This is a genomic window from Bradyrhizobium sp. ma5 (assembly GCF_042258955.1).
Taxonomy (GTDB): Bacteria; Pseudomonadota; Alphaproteobacteria; order Rhizobiales; family Xanthobacteraceae; genus Bradyrhizobium.
On sequence record NZ_CP170156.1, the window covers coordinates 1,968,520 to 1,983,279 of the forward strand.

Genomic DNA, 14,760 nt, shown 5'->3' on the forward strand with positions numbered 1-14,760 from the left:
TTGCATCTCATTAGACGATGAGTGTCATCCGGCTGTAGCAGGGACGGTCTTGGAGTTCTGTTACTTCAATCCGGTGCTGCGTAGCTGCTTTTCTCGGTGACAGCCGGTGTGGCAGCGCGGTCTTACTGACGTGAAAGGAAGTAGCAAATGGCATCTGCCTTGGCCGACAGCCTCAAGAAAAAGAGCGGCGCGACAGCTGTGCTTTTTGCTGTTTCCTGCTCGCTTGCGCATGTAATGGGCGGCAAGCGGTCGGTCGAAAGGCAATTAGGCCGCCCTGGCATTTCCGTGATGCTCGCGTGCTTGCGCCTCAAAACCAGGGGCACGGTGTGCGCGAACTCCTGAGCATCGAGCAGCTGTCGGTCAGCTTCGGGCCAATCAAGGCTGTGCGAGCGATCGATCTTCAGATCCGCAGGGGCGAGGCCATCGGCATCATCGGAGAGAGTGGATCGGGAAAGTCAGTGACCTGGCTCGGGGCTCTCGCCCTGCTGCCGCCAAGCACAACCATCTCCGGCGGCGTCCTCCTGAACGGCGAGCAGCTCCTCGGCGCATCGACCGAAAGCCTGTCAAGGATCCGCGGCAAGCGGATCGCGATGATCGTCCAGGATGCCCAAAGCGCACTCAATCCAGTTCTGACCGTTGGTCGCCAGGTGATCGAGGTCTTGCGGCTGCATCGCGGATTGGACCGTGCGGCCGCGCGGGCGGAAGCAAAGCGCCTGTTCGACCTCGTCCGGATTCCCTCAGCCGAGCGACGGCTCGAATCCTATCCCCACGAACTATCGGGCGGGCAGAACCAGCGCGTCATGATCGCGATGGCATTGGCCGGCCGGCCTGACCTGTTGATCGCTGATGAGCCGACCACCGCGCTCGACGTGACCGTCCAGGCCCAGATTCTCGATCTCTTGCGAGATGTCCAGCGCGAGACCGAAATGGCCCTGGTTCTGATTTCACATGATCTTGGCGTGATCGCCGAGGTCTGTAGCCGCGCCTATGTAATGTATGCCGGCCGGATCGTTGAGAGCGGACCCGTCGATCAATTGTTTGCTGCGCCACGTCACCCCTATACGCGCAGCCTGCTCCAGGCGCTTCCGAGCCTCGATGGTCCTTTGCGGCGATTAAACGGCATTTCGGACGGCGCGGCCGGCGGAGGCTTGCCGCCGCAAGGCTGTGCCTTCGCTCCGCGATGCCCCGATCGCGCCGGCGTCTGCGGCCACCTGGAGCCCGAACTTAGCGCTGACCGCCACGGCTGGCGAGTCGCCTGCCTGCGGTCAGACGACGTCAGGCCGTTGGAGGTCGTGGCGTGAGCGACGCACTTTTGATGGCCGAGGATCTTGCCAAGACCTATCCCTCACCGGGCGGCCTGTTCGAATCGCGGCGGCGGGTGCTGGCCGTCGATGGGGTTTCGATTTCGCTTGGCAAGGGCGAGACGCTCGGTCTCGTCGGCGAGTCCGGTTGCGGGAAGTCGACGCTCGGACGCCTGCTGCTCGGTCTCGAAAAGCCTGATGCGGGCCTGGTGACGTTCGACAAGGACGTCATGCCGCCCAGCAAAACCGCGGCCTGGCGGCGGCTGCGCGCAAGGATGCAGCTCGTCTATCAGGATCCTTTGGGAGCGCTGGACCGGCGGCTCAGCGTTGCCGAACAAGTCGCCGAGCCGCTCGGCATTCATCGTATTGACGATCCCGCCAAGCGGATGGCGAGGGCGGCAACACTTTTAGCGCGCGTCGGGCTCTCCGAAGAACATGGAGCCCGCTTGCCGCATGAACTGTCCGGCGGGCAAAGACAACGCGTGGTCCTGGCGCGTGCCCTGGCAACATCGCCGGATCTTCTCGTGTGCGATGAGCCGATTTCGGCGCTCGATGTTTCGATCCAGGCCCACGTGATCAACCTGTTTGCCGACATTCAGCAACAATTCGGGCTCGCGATGGTGTTCATCAGCCACGACCTTCGGGCGGTGCGGCAGATCAGCAAGCGCGTCGCGGTCATGTATCTCGGTCGTATCGTCGAGGAGGGAACAACCGACGATATCCTGCACGCTCCGCTTCACCCCTATACGCGCGCATTGGTGTCGGCCGTGCCGGACGTGCGCAAGCCAAGAACACGGCGGATCAGCGTGGCCGGCGACCCGCCGAGCCCCGCCGAGCGCCCCGGTGGATGCGATTTCCATCCGCGTTGTCCCCTCGCTCAGCCAGCCTGCCGAAATCTGCAACCCTTGCTTCTCAACAGCGGGGCTGGCGCCCGCAAGGTCGCCTGCCACCTGGTTGCGGAAAAAGAAGCGCCCCAGCTGGCGAGGGCGCATTGATGGCGTGGTTCGTCCTGACGCGGCTCGCGCGCGCCATGATCACGATCCTTGTTGTGGTCGGCTTTGCATTCATTGTGCTGCGCCTGTCAGGTGATCCAGCGCTGGAAATCCTCTCCAATGATGCCTCGCCGCAAGCCCGTGAAGCGTTCCGCAAGGCGTGGGGACTTGATCAGCCAATCTGGGTCCAATTCCTGGACTATGTGACACATGTCGCGACCGGCAATCTCGGCAATTCGATGCGCGAAGGTCGTGACGCGCTCGCCGTCGTGGCCGGGCGTATCCCCGTCACACTTGTGCTCACGGTGCCTGCGCTCCTCATCAATCTGCTGGTCGGCATTCCGGCCGGCATCTTTGCTGCGCTCCACCGCAATAGTCTTCTTGACCGCGGCGTCATGCTTGTGGCGGTGGCGGGCTTCACCATACCCTCCTTCGTTCTCGGTCTGCTGCTTGTGCTGGTCTTCTCCGTCTGGCTCGCCTGGCTGCCGTCGGGCGGTGCGCGCAGCTGGCACCACGCCATTCTCCCGGTTCTCACGCTGGGGGCCGGCGGCGCAGCTGTTCTGGCGCGCTACACCCGTAGCGCCATGCTGGAAGTGCTGGGCCAGCCCTATATCCGTACCGCACGGGCCAAGGGCGTGCCGGGACACATGATCGTCTACCGGCACGCGTTGCCTAATGCCGCAATCCCGACGGTCACGATCGTCGGCCTCATGGTGGGACAGCTGATCGCCGGCGCGGTGTTGGTCGAGAGCGTCTTCTCATGGCCAGGCGTCGGCCGGCTGCTGGTGTCCTCGGTCGCCAGTCGTGATCTGCCGGTCGTCCAATGCGTGCTCTTTCTGATCGCCATAACCATGGTCACCTCCAACCTTGCCGTTGACTTCCTTTATGGCCTGCTCGACCCGCGGACCCGGCGGGGAGGGCGCGCGTGATGCTGCAACGGACCACGCCCGAACGGCTATCCTTGAGGCGGAGCTCCGCGCGACCCGACACGCCCCTGGCTGTCTACATCGCGCTCGCATATCTTCTGCTTCTGGGAGTGACAGTCGCGCTGGCGCAATTCATCATCCCCTATGACGCGGCAGCGATCGATCTGAAAGCCCGCTTGTCGCCACCGATCGGATGGGGCGGCTCGCGCGTTCATCCGCTCGGCACCGACGAGCTCGGACGGGACATGTTGTCCCGCTTGGTCCTGTCGATCCAGATGAGCGTTTTTATCGGGCTTGGTGCGACGGGTCTTGGCGCGGTGCTGGGGACCGCGCTCGGGTTTGTTGCCTCCCATTTCCGTGGCTGGGTCGAGCAGGCCATCCTGGCCCTGGTTGATTTCCAGGCCACGATGCCATTTCTGATCCTGGCGCTCGCAGTGCTTGCCTTCATCGGTAACTCGCTTGCGGTCTTCGTCTGCCTGCTCGCGCTGCATGGTTGGGAACGTTATGCGCGGATCGCCAGGGGCCTTGCGATCAGCGCCAATGCCCAAGGTTATGCCGGCGCTGTCCGCCAGCTCGGGGCCCATCCGCTTCACGTCTATTGGCGCCATATCCTTCCCAACGTGGCCGCGACACTGATCGTGTCAATGACCATCTCGTTTCCAGAAATCATTCTGGTCGAAAGCGGCTTGAGCTTCCTTGGCCTCGGCGTGCAGCCGCCATCGACATCGCTCGGTGCGATGGTGGGCTATGGTCGCGACTATCTCGCCCGCGCGCCTTGGATCCTGATGATGCCATCCCTCGTCATTTCGCTGACGGCGCTGTCGGTCTCGCTCGTCGGCGACTGGCTGCGCGATCGCCTCGACGGGACGCTCCGGTAATGCTCGCATTCCTCCCCTCACAAAAAAAGGACCGTCCCATGCCCGGCCTGAGTAGACGATCTTTGCTGAAAGCTGTTGCGGTTGGTGCGGCGATGCCACCGCGGGCTTTCGGCCAATCAGGCCGGCCCAGGATTGTCGTGGCCGTGCCGACGCAACCGGACTACGCGGACCCGGTGATGCTCAATAACACGCCGGCCTTGCGCATGCTCTCTAATGCGTTCGATGGCCTGCTGCGCATCGACTTTAGCGTCAACATGGCGGTCAAACCGGCGATCGCCGAAACGTGGCGGCGGATCGACAGCACCAGCGTCGAATTCACGCTCCGCCCCGGCGTCAAGTTTCACGATGGCTCGACAGTTACTGCCAGCGATGTCGTTTTTTCGCTTGGCAAGAAGCGCAGGCTCGGACCCACCGGGAGCGGCAATACGGTCGCCTCGCAATACCAGCAGACCATCGCCTCGGTGCAGGCGACGGGTCCCAGCACCGTCCTGGTCACGACAAAGAGCCCAGATCCGGCGATCGACAAGAAGCTCGCGGCATGGAGTGCGCAAATCGTCAGCGAAACCGCCTTTCGCAAAGCCGGCGGTTGGGAAAATTGGTTCAAGGCGCCGGTTGGGGCCGGCGCATATCGTGTGATCTCCAACGAGAAGGATGTCAGTCTCGTCCTCAAGTCGCACGATGAGTATTGGGGCGGCCTGCCGCCATTTGCGAGCATCGAGTTCCGGATCGTCCCGGAGGTCGCTTCGCGAGTTAATGGGCTTCTGGCCGGCGATTATGATCTGATATCGGACCTGCTCCCGGACCAGTTCGAGTCAATTGACGCCTCCCGGTTCGATATTGCGGGCGGCGCCATCGCCAATCTGCGCGTGCTGGCGATCGATACGACCGCTCCCTTTCTATCGGACCGGCGCATTCGTCAGGCGCTGAGCCTTGCGATCGACCGCGATCTCATCATCGCACAGCTCTGGCGGGGACGCATCGATGTCCCCAATGGGGCGCAGTATCCGATGTTTGGGGACGTCTACGACCCCTCATTTCCAGCGCCTGCCTATGATCCCGAAAAGGCGCGCACATTGGTGCGGCAAGCCGCCTACAATGGCGATCCGATCGTCTATCGTCTGCTCAACAACTGGTATCCAAACCAGGTGCTGACGGCCCAGATCCTGGTGCAGATGTGGAAGGCTGTCGGCCTCAACGTCGTGCTCCATCCGATGGAGAATTTCAGCCAGGTCTATGCGAAGCCCGCGCATGCGATCTGGGATGAATCCTTTCTGCCATCCTGGCCCGATCCGACGTCCATGGTTTGGCGTCAGCACGCCCCGGGCGGCAGCCAACACGCCCTCAAGATATGGGATTCGCCGCAATACCAGTCGGTCGGTGCGGCCTTCGCGCAGTCAAGCGATGGCGAACAACGCAAGCAGCTCGCTCGACGTGCCCTGGAGATCTTCGCAGAGGAAGTCCCGTTCATCATCCTGCATAACAATGGCGCTTTCTACGCCAAGCGCCGGAAGCTTGCGTGGGCGCCTTATTCGGCCCTCGTGATGGATTTCGGGCCGTTCAATCCAGCTAACAAGGCGACCCAATGAAAATCATCCAGCTGACCGATCCTCATCTGGTACCGAAGGGAACCTTACTGAGGGGGATTGATCCGGAGGCGCGTCTGCGGGCTTGTCTTGCCGAGATCGAAGTCCACCATTTTGATGCGGCCGCGCTGGTCATCAGCGGCGATGTCACCGATCTGGCGGATCGAGCGTCATACGAGCTGTTCCGCGATGTCGTGGCCGAGTTCGCCTTGCCGCCGCTGCATATCACTGTCGGCAACCATGATCGTCGCAGCGTGTTCGCTGCGGTCTTTCCCGAGCATTTGGCTTCTGACGGCTACGCACATAGAAGATTCGATCTGGGCGATCATGTCGGCCTGCTGCTTGATACCTTGACATCGGGAACGCATAGCGGTGCATTTGATCGTCTGCGCCTCGAATGGCTCAGGGCGCAGCTTGCCGATGGCCATCATCCTGTTTTGATCTTCATGCATCACGCACCGGTCAGGGTGGGGCTGAAGCGGCTCGATCATATCGCGCTGCAGGGCGAGGATGAATTCTGGCATGTCATCGCCCCGTTCAAATCGCGCATCCGTCACATGTTCTTCGGCCATATGCACCGAAACGTCGCCGGCTCCTGGCGAGGCATTCCCTTTACGGTCGCGGCAGGTCTCACGCATCAAGTCATGCTGGATTTTCAGACCGACATCGTCCGGCATATCGAGGTCGAGCCATATTTCAGCGTCATCCTGGTCAACGGTCGCGACGTCGTGGTGCATCCCCACGCGATCCGCGACGCCAGAATCATCGACATCATTCCGGACACCACGCGTCCGGCGAGCGCGCCGTGACAATTCATCCGCGGAAGCGGAGCCTGAAGTGAGCTCGTGACCCTTGTTCTCGCCAACCGACACGAATGATGCAGCCCGCGTCCCGTCAGGTGCGTTATGGAAATGGCCTGGGCCCGTTATTTGCCTCAATAGTCACAGGCAGCGTTGATGTGACTGGCGCTGAAGACCTTCCAGCTATGGGGAGATCGGCGATCAGCTCGGAGAATCCGTCATGCAATCCTGCGACAGAGATGGCGGATCTCGGATCGTCCTGCGGACGATGGAACAAGGCAGGGACCAGAACCGATGACGATAACCAAGCCTGTCGATGACGCATGTCGAACTCCATTCGGCGCTGACGATCGAATCCTCATCGTCCGATCTGTGCATCGTCTGCTATCAGGATCAATCACCAGCATTGGTAGTTGGCTTGCCGCAGCGAACCTTCTCTGATGCGTTCGCGTTTGGACAGACGAGCGAAGCACCGGCCCCGAATCTCGCTGAGTGAGCCTACTAGCCGGTATCTTGCAGTCTCGCTGCTTCTCGCACGCGCCAGATATCCAAGACGAGGAGCTCGGCACGCTGTGACCTATGGGCTGGGTTCTTTGATCAGCATCGAGGCGCCGCCGGTTTACGTCTGCGCGGGTGCCAGGAACGTAACAAGGCTCGAGACAATGCAGTTGCCTTACGACCTCACAAGATGTCGCCAGCCCGCCCTGAATCCCCAGCCCGTCCTGCGACCAGAGCCTTCGCTCTCTGCGCGCTGTCGCTTACCGAAGCGCTCCGCAGGCCTACTTCAGGTCGCCTGTCAGACGGTCTGCGGCTCGCCGCGGTCGGCCTGCCGGTCGGCTCAAGCCTCGAGACGTCGATCAAAGGTCCTTTTTTGCGACCGTGATCTTGAGCCGAGCAGCGCGGATCATCGTGGCGAGGTGAGTTGCCGTGAGCGGAGTCAGCCGTAATATGCAGCGCCTCTTGCCGCCCTCCTAACATCCCTGTCGATCCCGACAATATTGGCTCGCCTTGCAGGCGGCAATGCCTCTCAACATTGACTGAGCGAGATCGTCGATGAGCAGCATGTGCGGATTTGTTGGGCGCATTGACGGACCGCTGATGAACCGAATGGGACGGCTGCTCCCGCAAGGCGGACCGGAAGTTCGCATCTTGGAATATGGTTTGGCGCATTTCGCTATGCGCGCGAGCTCCCATGGTGGCGTGGAACGTTCGGGCAATACACTCATCGCCTGTACAGGCCATCTGCTCAGTGTGGAAGGGCTGCCCCTGTCCGTGCATGACGTCGCGGAGGGCTATCGAAGAAAGGGCATCCGGTGTTTCGACGACTTGGACGGTCATTATTCGATCGCTGTTTGGGACGCCTCGCTTCACTGTCTGGTGCTCGCCCGCGACCCGTTCGGGGTGATGCCGCTGGTTTTTGCACAGGGCGAGGGGTGGACGGCCTTTGCAACGCACTATAAGGCGCTTCTTGCATTATCGCAGATCAGTTCCGAACCAGACCTGCCGGCGATCAACACGTTCTTCTACAACGGTTGGGCGCCGCCGGGTCGGACCTTCTTCAAGGACATTCGGCCGGTCCTGCCCGGCAGCGCCGTGGTGGTCGGCGCAAAGGAGCCGAAGATTGTCCGCACCAAGCCCCGACCTTGCGATTATGAGGTGCCGAGCGAGCCTGTCACGCCCAAGGATGTCCTCGAAGCCGTCGAAAGATCTGTTAGTTCGTATGCCCAGGACGCAACTGCCAGAGTTGGCATGTCGCTGAGTGGCGGCGTCGATTCGGCCTTGATCGCGGCTCTGCTGCGCAAGTGCTTTCCTCGAACGCGATTGTGCACCTTTACGGTCGGACATGGCGAATCCGATCCGGATATTGTTGGTGCGCGACAGACAGCGTCCATTCTCGGAACCTCTCACCACGAGTTCATCGTCAGACCGAAGGATCTGATCGAGCTCCTTCCAACAACCGTCTGGTGTCTGGAAGATCCCGGTGGCTATGACGAGTTCCCGCAGCTCTATGCGTTGGCGCGTGGGGCGGCCGGGAAGGTCGACACGCTGTTTTCTGGCAATATGTGCGACACGCTGTTCGCAGGCATGCCGGCGCATCGCCGCCTATGGCTTGGACGTTATGTGCCCGGCGCCGGGAGGATTTTGCGCGAACTGCGCTCTGCGGAGCTCTCGGGCACGCTTCCCTCCTCTTGGATCGCACGTGCGGTCTTTTACGCGACCAACGGCAGGCACCCGTTGCCGGCGCCGTGCTCAGCCGGTTCAGACCAAAGTCGTCTGGCGGTGGAGGAAATGGCGTTCGCTGATGAGGACGCGCCGCTTTTTAGGATGTTGTGCTCGGCATTGACGTCATGGGACAACAGGATGGCTGGGCAGGAGGTGCTCGCGGCGGAGTTTGGCTTGAAGTCTTGCATGCCATACGCCAGCAAACACCTCATCGATCTCGCGCTCAGGATCCCGGATGACCAGAAGGTTGGCCCACGTCAAGTGAAGGCGATCCTACGCAAGGCGGCGGAATTGGTTCTTCCCCGTGTCGTCACTCACAGGAAGAAATATATTCAACAGTTTCCGTATGACGCGGAAATGGCGGATGTGATCGACCATCTGTATTCGAGGCTATTTGCTCCGAGCAAGCAGGGCAGGGTTAGCGTCGTCGACCTTGCAGACGTGCAGCGCTTGTTGAGACGGGGAAAGCGGTCCTACAAACCTGTCGAGGTCCGTTGGCTATGGAATGCGATAACCGCGGAGGTCTGGGTCCGGCAATTTATCGACCGCCGTGAAGCCTTTCTGGGTGAGGAGAGCGCAGATATCGAGCCAATCTCACTATAGCGACGGTGGAAAAGCGATCCGGGCGCGATGGGAGGCGAGATTCAAGTGACGACGTTCGCGACCCCGCGCGCCGTCCAATTGGATTGCCCTTGTGGCCAGCAGTCTAGTTCCACGCAGCGCGACAGGCTGATTTTTGCGCCGTTTCACCCCGCCAAATGGAGCAGTTTCCGGCTGGTCATTTTACCCGCAATATCGACGTCCTCTCGTTGCAGGGCTTGAGAGCTGGAGTGTGTCGCGATGCACCGGGGTGACCGACAGGTATGCGCCACCCCGTTCGTGACCGGCGGAAGCCAGCAGCGCACGTTGGACATTGCAAGCGCCTTGATAGAACGAGAGGACTGAAGCGGTGGACGATGCGTGTCCCATAGTAGCCCGAGTGCCGGATTTGGGGACAGACAACTGCCGATGCCGTGCGGCGGATCTGTCAGAGCATGGGTGACGGAACTGCATGAGCGATGGCCGAGCGTGATCCAGTCTTTCCGGTTGAGCACGATGCTGTTCGCGCCGAACCAGAAGGGGGCCAGCGATTCTGGCTTTTGGTCTGCGGTGCGCGAGCTCTATGACGTCGACCGCTCCATTGCCAAATCTCGAGAACGGCTACTGGGGCATCATGGCCCTGCCCGTGCTGGAGACCTATCTGCGGAACATTCAGCACGTGAACCGGCAGAACACGATATATGTGCGCAGCTCGTTCGATGCCGATATCGCAGCGATTCGTGACCGTCTCGCTGTCGCCCTTGGGGTTGCGGCCGAGGAAATCGCCCTCACGCGTGGTGCCACGGAGGCCCTGCAGACCTTGATAGCAGGGTATAACAGGCTCAAACGCGGCGATGTCGTGCTTTATGCCGATCTGGATTACGACTCCATGCAGTATGCGATGGCAATGCTCGAAACGCGCCGCGGCGTCACGGTCAAAAGCTTCGCCATCCCTGAGCCCGCTACTCGCGCCTCGGTGCTGGACGCCTACCGCAAGGTACTGGACGAGACGGCCGCGGCGAGGCTTCTGCTGCTTACCCATCTGTCGCACCGGACCGGATTGGTTCTGCCGGTGCGTGAAATCGCAGCCTATGGCCCGCAGCCGGGGCGTCGACGTCATTCTCGACGCAGCGCATAGCTGGGGTCAGCTCCCGCTGGACATGGCCGGTCTTGACGTCGATTTCGCTGGCTTCAACCTGCACAAATGGATCGGCGCACCGCCTGGTCTCGGCTTCATCTACATCCGCAGGGCTCGTCTTGCCGACATCGACGTCCATATGGGTGATAAAGATTGGCCCTTGGACGATATCCGTTCGCGCATTCACACCGGTACGCTCAACTTCGCCGCCGCGCTCACCGTCCCCGAGGCGCTCGAGCTGCATGAGGCAATTGGAGTGACGGCCAAGCATGCCAGGTTGAGCTATCTGCGCAACTACTGGGTCGAGCGCATCGCCGACATCCGAGCCATCCAGATTCTGACACCAAATGATCCGCTGATGCACGCCGGCATCACCTCGTTCCGGATCAGGGGGAAGATTAGTCAGACGGACACTTCTGCCATAGTGGCGCGGCTCAGGGACGAATTCAAAGTACTCACGGTGCGTCGGAGCGGCGTCGCCGCCGGCGAATGTATCCGCGTTTGTCCGGCTATCTACACAACCGAGGCGGAACTTGATCGCCTTGTCGCTGCTCTGTCGGCCGTGGCGGCATCATAGGCGGCACGCCTGGGAGTTGCCTCCAGCAGTCGGGATTTGGTGATCCTTGCTCCGACCGGGGTATGGCTGCGCTTCTTCCCGGCGCGTGCGGCCGCCAAGCGTCGGTGCCGGGATTCTATTTTTTCCATAGCTGGCTTCCGGCTACATCAGGCTGATCGCCACCAACGCCAGCGAGAGCGCAATCGCTGCAATCGTTGCAATTGGAATCGCTCGGCCCCGGATCGCCGGAACCTGCACAAAATCGGAGACGTGGAGAAGGGCAAGCGCTGTGAAAGCAAGCGACAATACTGTCCGGAAGGTTTCCTCTGCCATGAGCGGTCGAACCAGCAACATCAGGGCTACCAATGGCGTATCATATGAAACCGGAATCCCGATGAATTTCGCCTCAGTCGTCAACCCGACGTTCTCGAAATAGCTCAACCTGATCGCCCCCGACATGACCAGCGCCAGGCTTGCAACAAACGAGAGCGCCGAACCGTTGCCAACAAGCAGGATGATAATGGCGGGAAACCAGACGCCATGGATAAAATCGGCAAGGCCATCGAAGCTCTTTCCGAACGCCGCCATTCCTGGGCGACGAACATGGTGGGTTTTTCGAGCCACATGCCCGTCCCAATGATCTAAAAACCAGGTCCAGAGCATCGCCGCGGTGCCGAGCTCCAGTCTTCCGTTGAGGGCCAGGCAGACGCCAATGACAGCAAACAGATGGGCGCAAGCCGTGATGGCATTTGCATAATCGCCCAAATATCCGATCATCTCCTTGCTCCTGTCATGGAACTACACTCAGCCCCCGCAGATGGCCACTCGCGGCTTGTCTCGGATCTATGGTGCGAGATCTTTGCTTTCCGGATGGCAGCTGGTGTTCATTGTCGCAAACCGTGCTTTGGAACTGTTTCTGATGAGACTTTAGCCTTGCCCAACATCGTTTCCTTTCGTCGCGCATTCAGTTCAGACCGCGTCTGCCTTGGTTGGGTCGAAGAATAGAGGGCGTTGAGCTGGAAATCGGTGCCTCCCATTTGGGGGGGCGGAAGAGGCGTCGCTAGCAGTGAACCCTTGCAGCGTTGTTGCTCGATCGAAATCGGCATTGCGGCGCGGACTGGCGATCCCTTTGCTCCAGCCGAGAAACATCGCAACGAGGAATCCTCTGAGCTGTTTTGTTACGTCGATCTTGGCGGCAGTGCTGGTCGATCCGCAAAGATGCTCTCGGCGATCCGCCAATCGGCGGGAGTGTCGATCTCATACCACCTCAGGCCGTCGCACCGCGCTGCCGCAAGCTGCAGTCCGCGTCGTTCAATCAAATAACCGAGGAGTTCTTCGGTATAGGCCCGCGTGGCGCCGGAGCCGATGATCTCGTCGAGCGCGGGAACGATCGTGCTTGTGAGAGTCGACGCCGCAAACCGCAGCAAATTCATCGTCTTGTAGAGAGGGGGACCGTCGGCGGCGAGGTTTCCGGCAGTCTGTTTCATCCGGAATTCGGAAATCAATCCACTTTCCGACAGCACAACGGCCGATCCCTCCATCATTTCATCGAAGGGAGCTACGGCGGCTGCATCAGGAGCGTCGCCCCTCATCAAATAGCGCAAAACATCCTGCTCGAAAAAGACGTCTCCCTCGAGAACATAGCAGTCGCCAGATAGCAGTATGTCGCGCGCAAGCCACAGCGAATAGGCACTTCCGGTACTGCCAAAAGAAGGCGAGTAGAGATACTTGATCTCCAATCCGCCGAAGCGGTGACCACACGCGTATTCAATAGCGTCCTTGCGGTAGCCGACGACGACCGTCACCTCCTCCACACCGACCGCGTCTAGGTTTCGCAAAGCATTATGGAGGATAGCCGTACCGTTGACTTCGACCAAAGGTTTCGGTCGCAGATCCGTTAGCGGTCGCAGGCGAGAGCCGAGGCCGGCAGCGAGAATGACTGCTTTCCTGGGACCGTTGATAGCCATTTGATCGCACCTGCCGTCGAGGATCTGTCGTTCGTTCCAAAGCGCAGCAATTCGACACACATCTCGAGACGGTTAGAGCGGAAAACGCAGCCGTTATTTATTGCCGCAGCTTGTCAGGATGAACGTAGCGCGTTTCCGCCTCGGCGAGCTCATCGTAGTCGAACATCTCAAAAAGCTCGTCGAGGGCTGTGACATCCGGCTCGATAATCGCAACGTTCTCTTCGGCGAAGATACGGCCGCAGACGTGGCGCATTGCGGCTGCCGCAGCTCGCATGGAATGGTTGGCCCAAATGACCGTCGAGATGCGGGCATGGCGATACTCGCACGTCGGTGTCCGATAATACTTCGTCGGCACGATCACGACCGGCAGCCTGTTCTGCCAGGCGCGCGTGAACGAAAGGACTTCGTCCGCGGAGCTGCTTCGTGAGTGAATAAGGATCGCATCGGCCCCGGCCTCCCGGTATGCGTGAGCACGTGCGATTGCCTCGTGCATTCCGTGGCCGGCGATTAATGCTTCGATCCGGGCCACGAGGACGAGATCCCCAGCGACCGTGTCCTGGACGGCGCGCAGTCGGCCGCAGAACTCATCGACGTCGGCGAGCGGATGACGGTTGCCAATGAACGAATTTATCCTCGGATAACAGCTGTCTTCCAATGCAACCCCGGCAGCGCCGCGGTCACGGAGTTTGCGAGCCAGGAGGCGAGCATTGTTGAAATTGCCGAAGCCGCCGTCTCCGTCGACCAGGACAGGAAGCTGGCTTGAATCCACGATCCGCTCAACGGCGTCGACAAGCTGGCTCCATGATGCTTCATTCGCATCGCGGTAGCCCAAAGAACAGGCAATGGATAGACCCGATGCCCACAGACCCTTGAAACCGGCACGCTCGGCGATCGCGGCGGACAGGCCGTCATGCGCCTCCATGAGGAAGGAGAGTTCGCTGCTGGAGCAGACCTCAGCACGCAAAGCATCAGCTCGAGAGAAATCAACGGGTTGATCAATGCCATTGGCGAGGAGAGGTTGTGAATGATCCTGCATGCCAATTCCCTGTGCCTCGACCGGCCGGCGTTCATCGCTCGACGTGACACGTTTCGGTCATCTCGATCAATGGCTAGAACTGGTAGGTGGCGCGGGTAGAACGGGATCATCTCGCTGTGAATGCGGGATGGCATTTTAAAGCCACGGACGAATTCCACCTCGATGGTCTGATGCAGATCAAGAACGGCTGGCTACGCCGACTAGCGCTTTGAGGCTCAACACCGGGCTTGGGTGCGAAATGAAGGTATTCCAGATCGAGGCTTCAAGGTGCCGTCTTTAAAGACCTCATCTAATCGTTGCTTTATTCGCAGTTTAACCAATGCGTATGGCGCGGGATGTGTGCCTGGCCTTCTCTGGGGCCAATGTCTGGCTGGTCCTTTCAGCGGTCAATTTTTACGACATTCTGTCGGGGCTGTGACACTCAATTGAGAGCATCCCCGTTTTCAAGGCCGCAGGTTGCATTTGCCTGAATGCTTGAAGGAACAGTTCTGGCAAAACGGATGGTCGTCGACGCAGACCCCGGCGGGATCTCTGCTGCTTGGCTGGAGCTCCACTTCCGGTAACGTCTATGGCGAGCCGATGGCCCAGCAAAGGATATTCGAAAGTGTTAACCGTTGCTGGCGAGGGGCGGGGCATAATCGCAAAACGATTCAAGTAACGGCATTCAGCTGCAGTATCAGTAGTTGAAGTGGCGAACCGATCTTCCGAAGATGCTGTGGCTTCGAACAACCACCAGCTGCTTGCGACTGCGAGATGGATACAGCGGCGACTCAAGAATGCA

At 60.2% G+C, this 14,760-nt stretch carries 12 protein-coding genes; 9 read left to right on the top strand and 3 right to left on the bottom strand.

Annotation, left to right across the window (positions count from 1 at the left end; translation table 11 throughout):
- The first annotated feature begins 296 nt into the window (after positions 1 to 296).
- From ACE103_RS09205 to ACE103_RS09245, 9 genes are all read left to right on the top strand, one after another.
- A complete protein-coding gene (locus tag ACE103_RS09205; protein WP_375779154.1) occupies positions 297 to 1,301 on the top strand; it encodes an ABC transporter ATP-binding protein in 1,005 nt (334 codons plus the stop codon).
- Positions 1,298 to 2,296 carry an ABC transporter ATP-binding protein gene (locus tag ACE103_RS09210; protein ID WP_375779155.1) on the top strand — a complete coding sequence of 333 codons (999 nt, stop codon included), beginning with the start codon at positions 1,298 to 1,300 and terminating at the stop codon, positions 2,294 to 2,296. The genes ACE103_RS09205 and ACE103_RS09210 overlap by 4 nt, the downstream gene beginning before the upstream one ends.
- Positions 2,296 to 3,222 (top strand): ABC transporter permease, encoded by a 927-nt coding sequence (locus ACE103_RS09215; RefSeq protein WP_375779156.1) that lies wholly within the window; start codon positions 2,296 to 2,298, stop codon positions 3,220 to 3,222. Before ACE103_RS09210 ends, ACE103_RS09215 begins: the two co-directional genes overlap by 1 nt.
- 2 nt (positions 3,223 to 3,224) lie before the next feature.
- Positions 3,225 to 4,097: an ABC transporter permease gene (locus ACE103_RS09220; protein WP_375781060.1), complete on the top strand. Its 873-nt coding sequence runs from the start codon at positions 3,225 to 3,227 to the stop codon at positions 4,095 to 4,097.
- Positions 4,098 to 4,135: 38 nt separating this feature from the next.
- The gene (locus tag ACE103_RS09225) at positions 4,136 to 5,683 is read left to right on the top strand and encodes an ABC transporter substrate-binding protein (protein WP_375779157.1); all 1,548 of its coding nucleotides are present in this window, start codon (positions 4,136 to 4,138) and stop codon (positions 5,681 to 5,683) included.
- Positions 5,680 to 6,489 carry a metallophosphoesterase gene (locus ACE103_RS09230; protein ID WP_375779158.1) on the top strand — a complete coding sequence of 270 codons (810 nt, stop codon included), beginning with the start codon at positions 5,680 to 5,682 and terminating at the stop codon, positions 6,487 to 6,489. Before ACE103_RS09225 ends, ACE103_RS09230 begins: the two co-directional genes overlap by 4 nt.
- 1,044 nt (positions 6,490 to 7,533) lie before the next feature.
- Entirely contained in the window at positions 7,534 to 9,306 is a 1,773-nt protein-coding gene (locus tag ACE103_RS09235) for an asparagine synthetase B family protein (protein WP_375779159.1), read from the top strand.
- 559 nt (positions 9,307 to 9,865) lie between these two features.
- On the top strand, positions 9,866 to 10,420 hold the full coding sequence (locus tag ACE103_RS09240) for an aminotransferase class V-fold PLP-dependent enzyme (protein WP_375779160.1): 555 nt from the start codon (positions 9,866 to 9,868) through the stop codon (positions 10,418 to 10,420).
- The gene (locus ACE103_RS09245) at positions 10,374 to 10,997 is read left to right on the top strand and encodes an aminotransferase class V-fold PLP-dependent enzyme (protein ID WP_375779161.1); all 624 of its coding nucleotides are present in this window, start codon (positions 10,374 to 10,376) and stop codon (positions 10,995 to 10,997) included. The genes ACE103_RS09240 and ACE103_RS09245 overlap by 47 nt, the downstream gene beginning before the upstream one ends.
- A gap of 141 nt (positions 10,998 to 11,138) precedes the next feature.
- On the opposite strand, the gene ACE103_RS09250 is transcribed toward ACE103_RS09245, so the two are convergent.
- The 3 genes from ACE103_RS09250 to aepX form a co-directional block, all read right to left on the bottom strand.
- Complete coding sequence (locus ACE103_RS09250) at positions 11,139 to 11,753, bottom strand: CDP-alcohol phosphatidyltransferase family protein (RefSeq protein WP_375779162.1); 615 nt, start codon at positions 11,751 to 11,753, stop codon at positions 11,139 to 11,141.
- A 401-nt stretch (positions 11,754 to 12,154) separates the two neighbouring features.
- The gene (locus tag ACE103_RS09255; protein WP_375779163.1) at positions 12,155 to 12,943 is read right to left on the bottom strand and encodes a phosphocholine cytidylyltransferase family protein; all 789 of its coding nucleotides are present in this window, start codon (positions 12,941 to 12,943) and stop codon (positions 12,155 to 12,157) included.
- Between the two features lie 97 nt (positions 12,944 to 13,040).
- The gene (gene aepX, locus ACE103_RS09260; protein WP_375779164.1) at positions 13,041 to 13,979 is read right to left on the bottom strand and encodes a phosphoenolpyruvate mutase; all 939 of its coding nucleotides are present in this window, start codon (positions 13,977 to 13,979) and stop codon (positions 13,041 to 13,043) included.
- Between the last annotated feature and the right edge of the window lie 781 nt (positions 13,980 to 14,760).

Coding starts and splice junctions, on each gene's coding strand:
- ACE103_RS09240 (WP_375779160.1), top strand. CDS start 9,866: ATGACGTCGACCGCTCCATTGCCAAATCTCGAGAACGGCTACTGGGGC.
- ACE103_RS09255 (WP_375779163.1), bottom strand. CDS start 12,943: ATGGCTATCAACGGTCCCAGGAAAGCAGTCATTCTCGCTGCCGGCCTC.
- aepX (WP_375779164.1), bottom strand. CDS start 13,979: ATGCAGGATCATTCACAACCTCTCCTCGCCAATGGCATTGATCAACCC.
- ACE103_RS09235 (WP_375779159.1), top strand. CDS start 7,534: ATGAGCAGCATGTGCGGATTTGTTGGGCGCATTGACGGACCGCTGATG.
- ACE103_RS09230 (WP_375779158.1), top strand. CDS start 5,680: ATGAAAATCATCCAGCTGACCGATCCTCATCTGGTACCGAAGGGAACC.
- ACE103_RS09215 (WP_375779156.1), top strand. CDS start 2,296: ATGGCGTGGTTCGTCCTGACGCGGCTCGCGCGCGCCATGATCACGATC.
- ACE103_RS09225 (WP_375779157.1), top strand. CDS start 4,136: ATGCCCGGCCTGAGTAGACGATCTTTGCTGAAAGCTGTTGCGGTTGGT.
- ACE103_RS09245 (WP_375779161.1), top strand. CDS start 10,374: ATGGCCCGCAGCCGGGGCGTCGACGTCATTCTCGACGCAGCGCATAGC.
- ACE103_RS09250 (WP_375779162.1), bottom strand. CDS start 11,753: ATGATCGGATATTTGGGCGATTATGCAAATGCCATCACGGCTTGCGCC.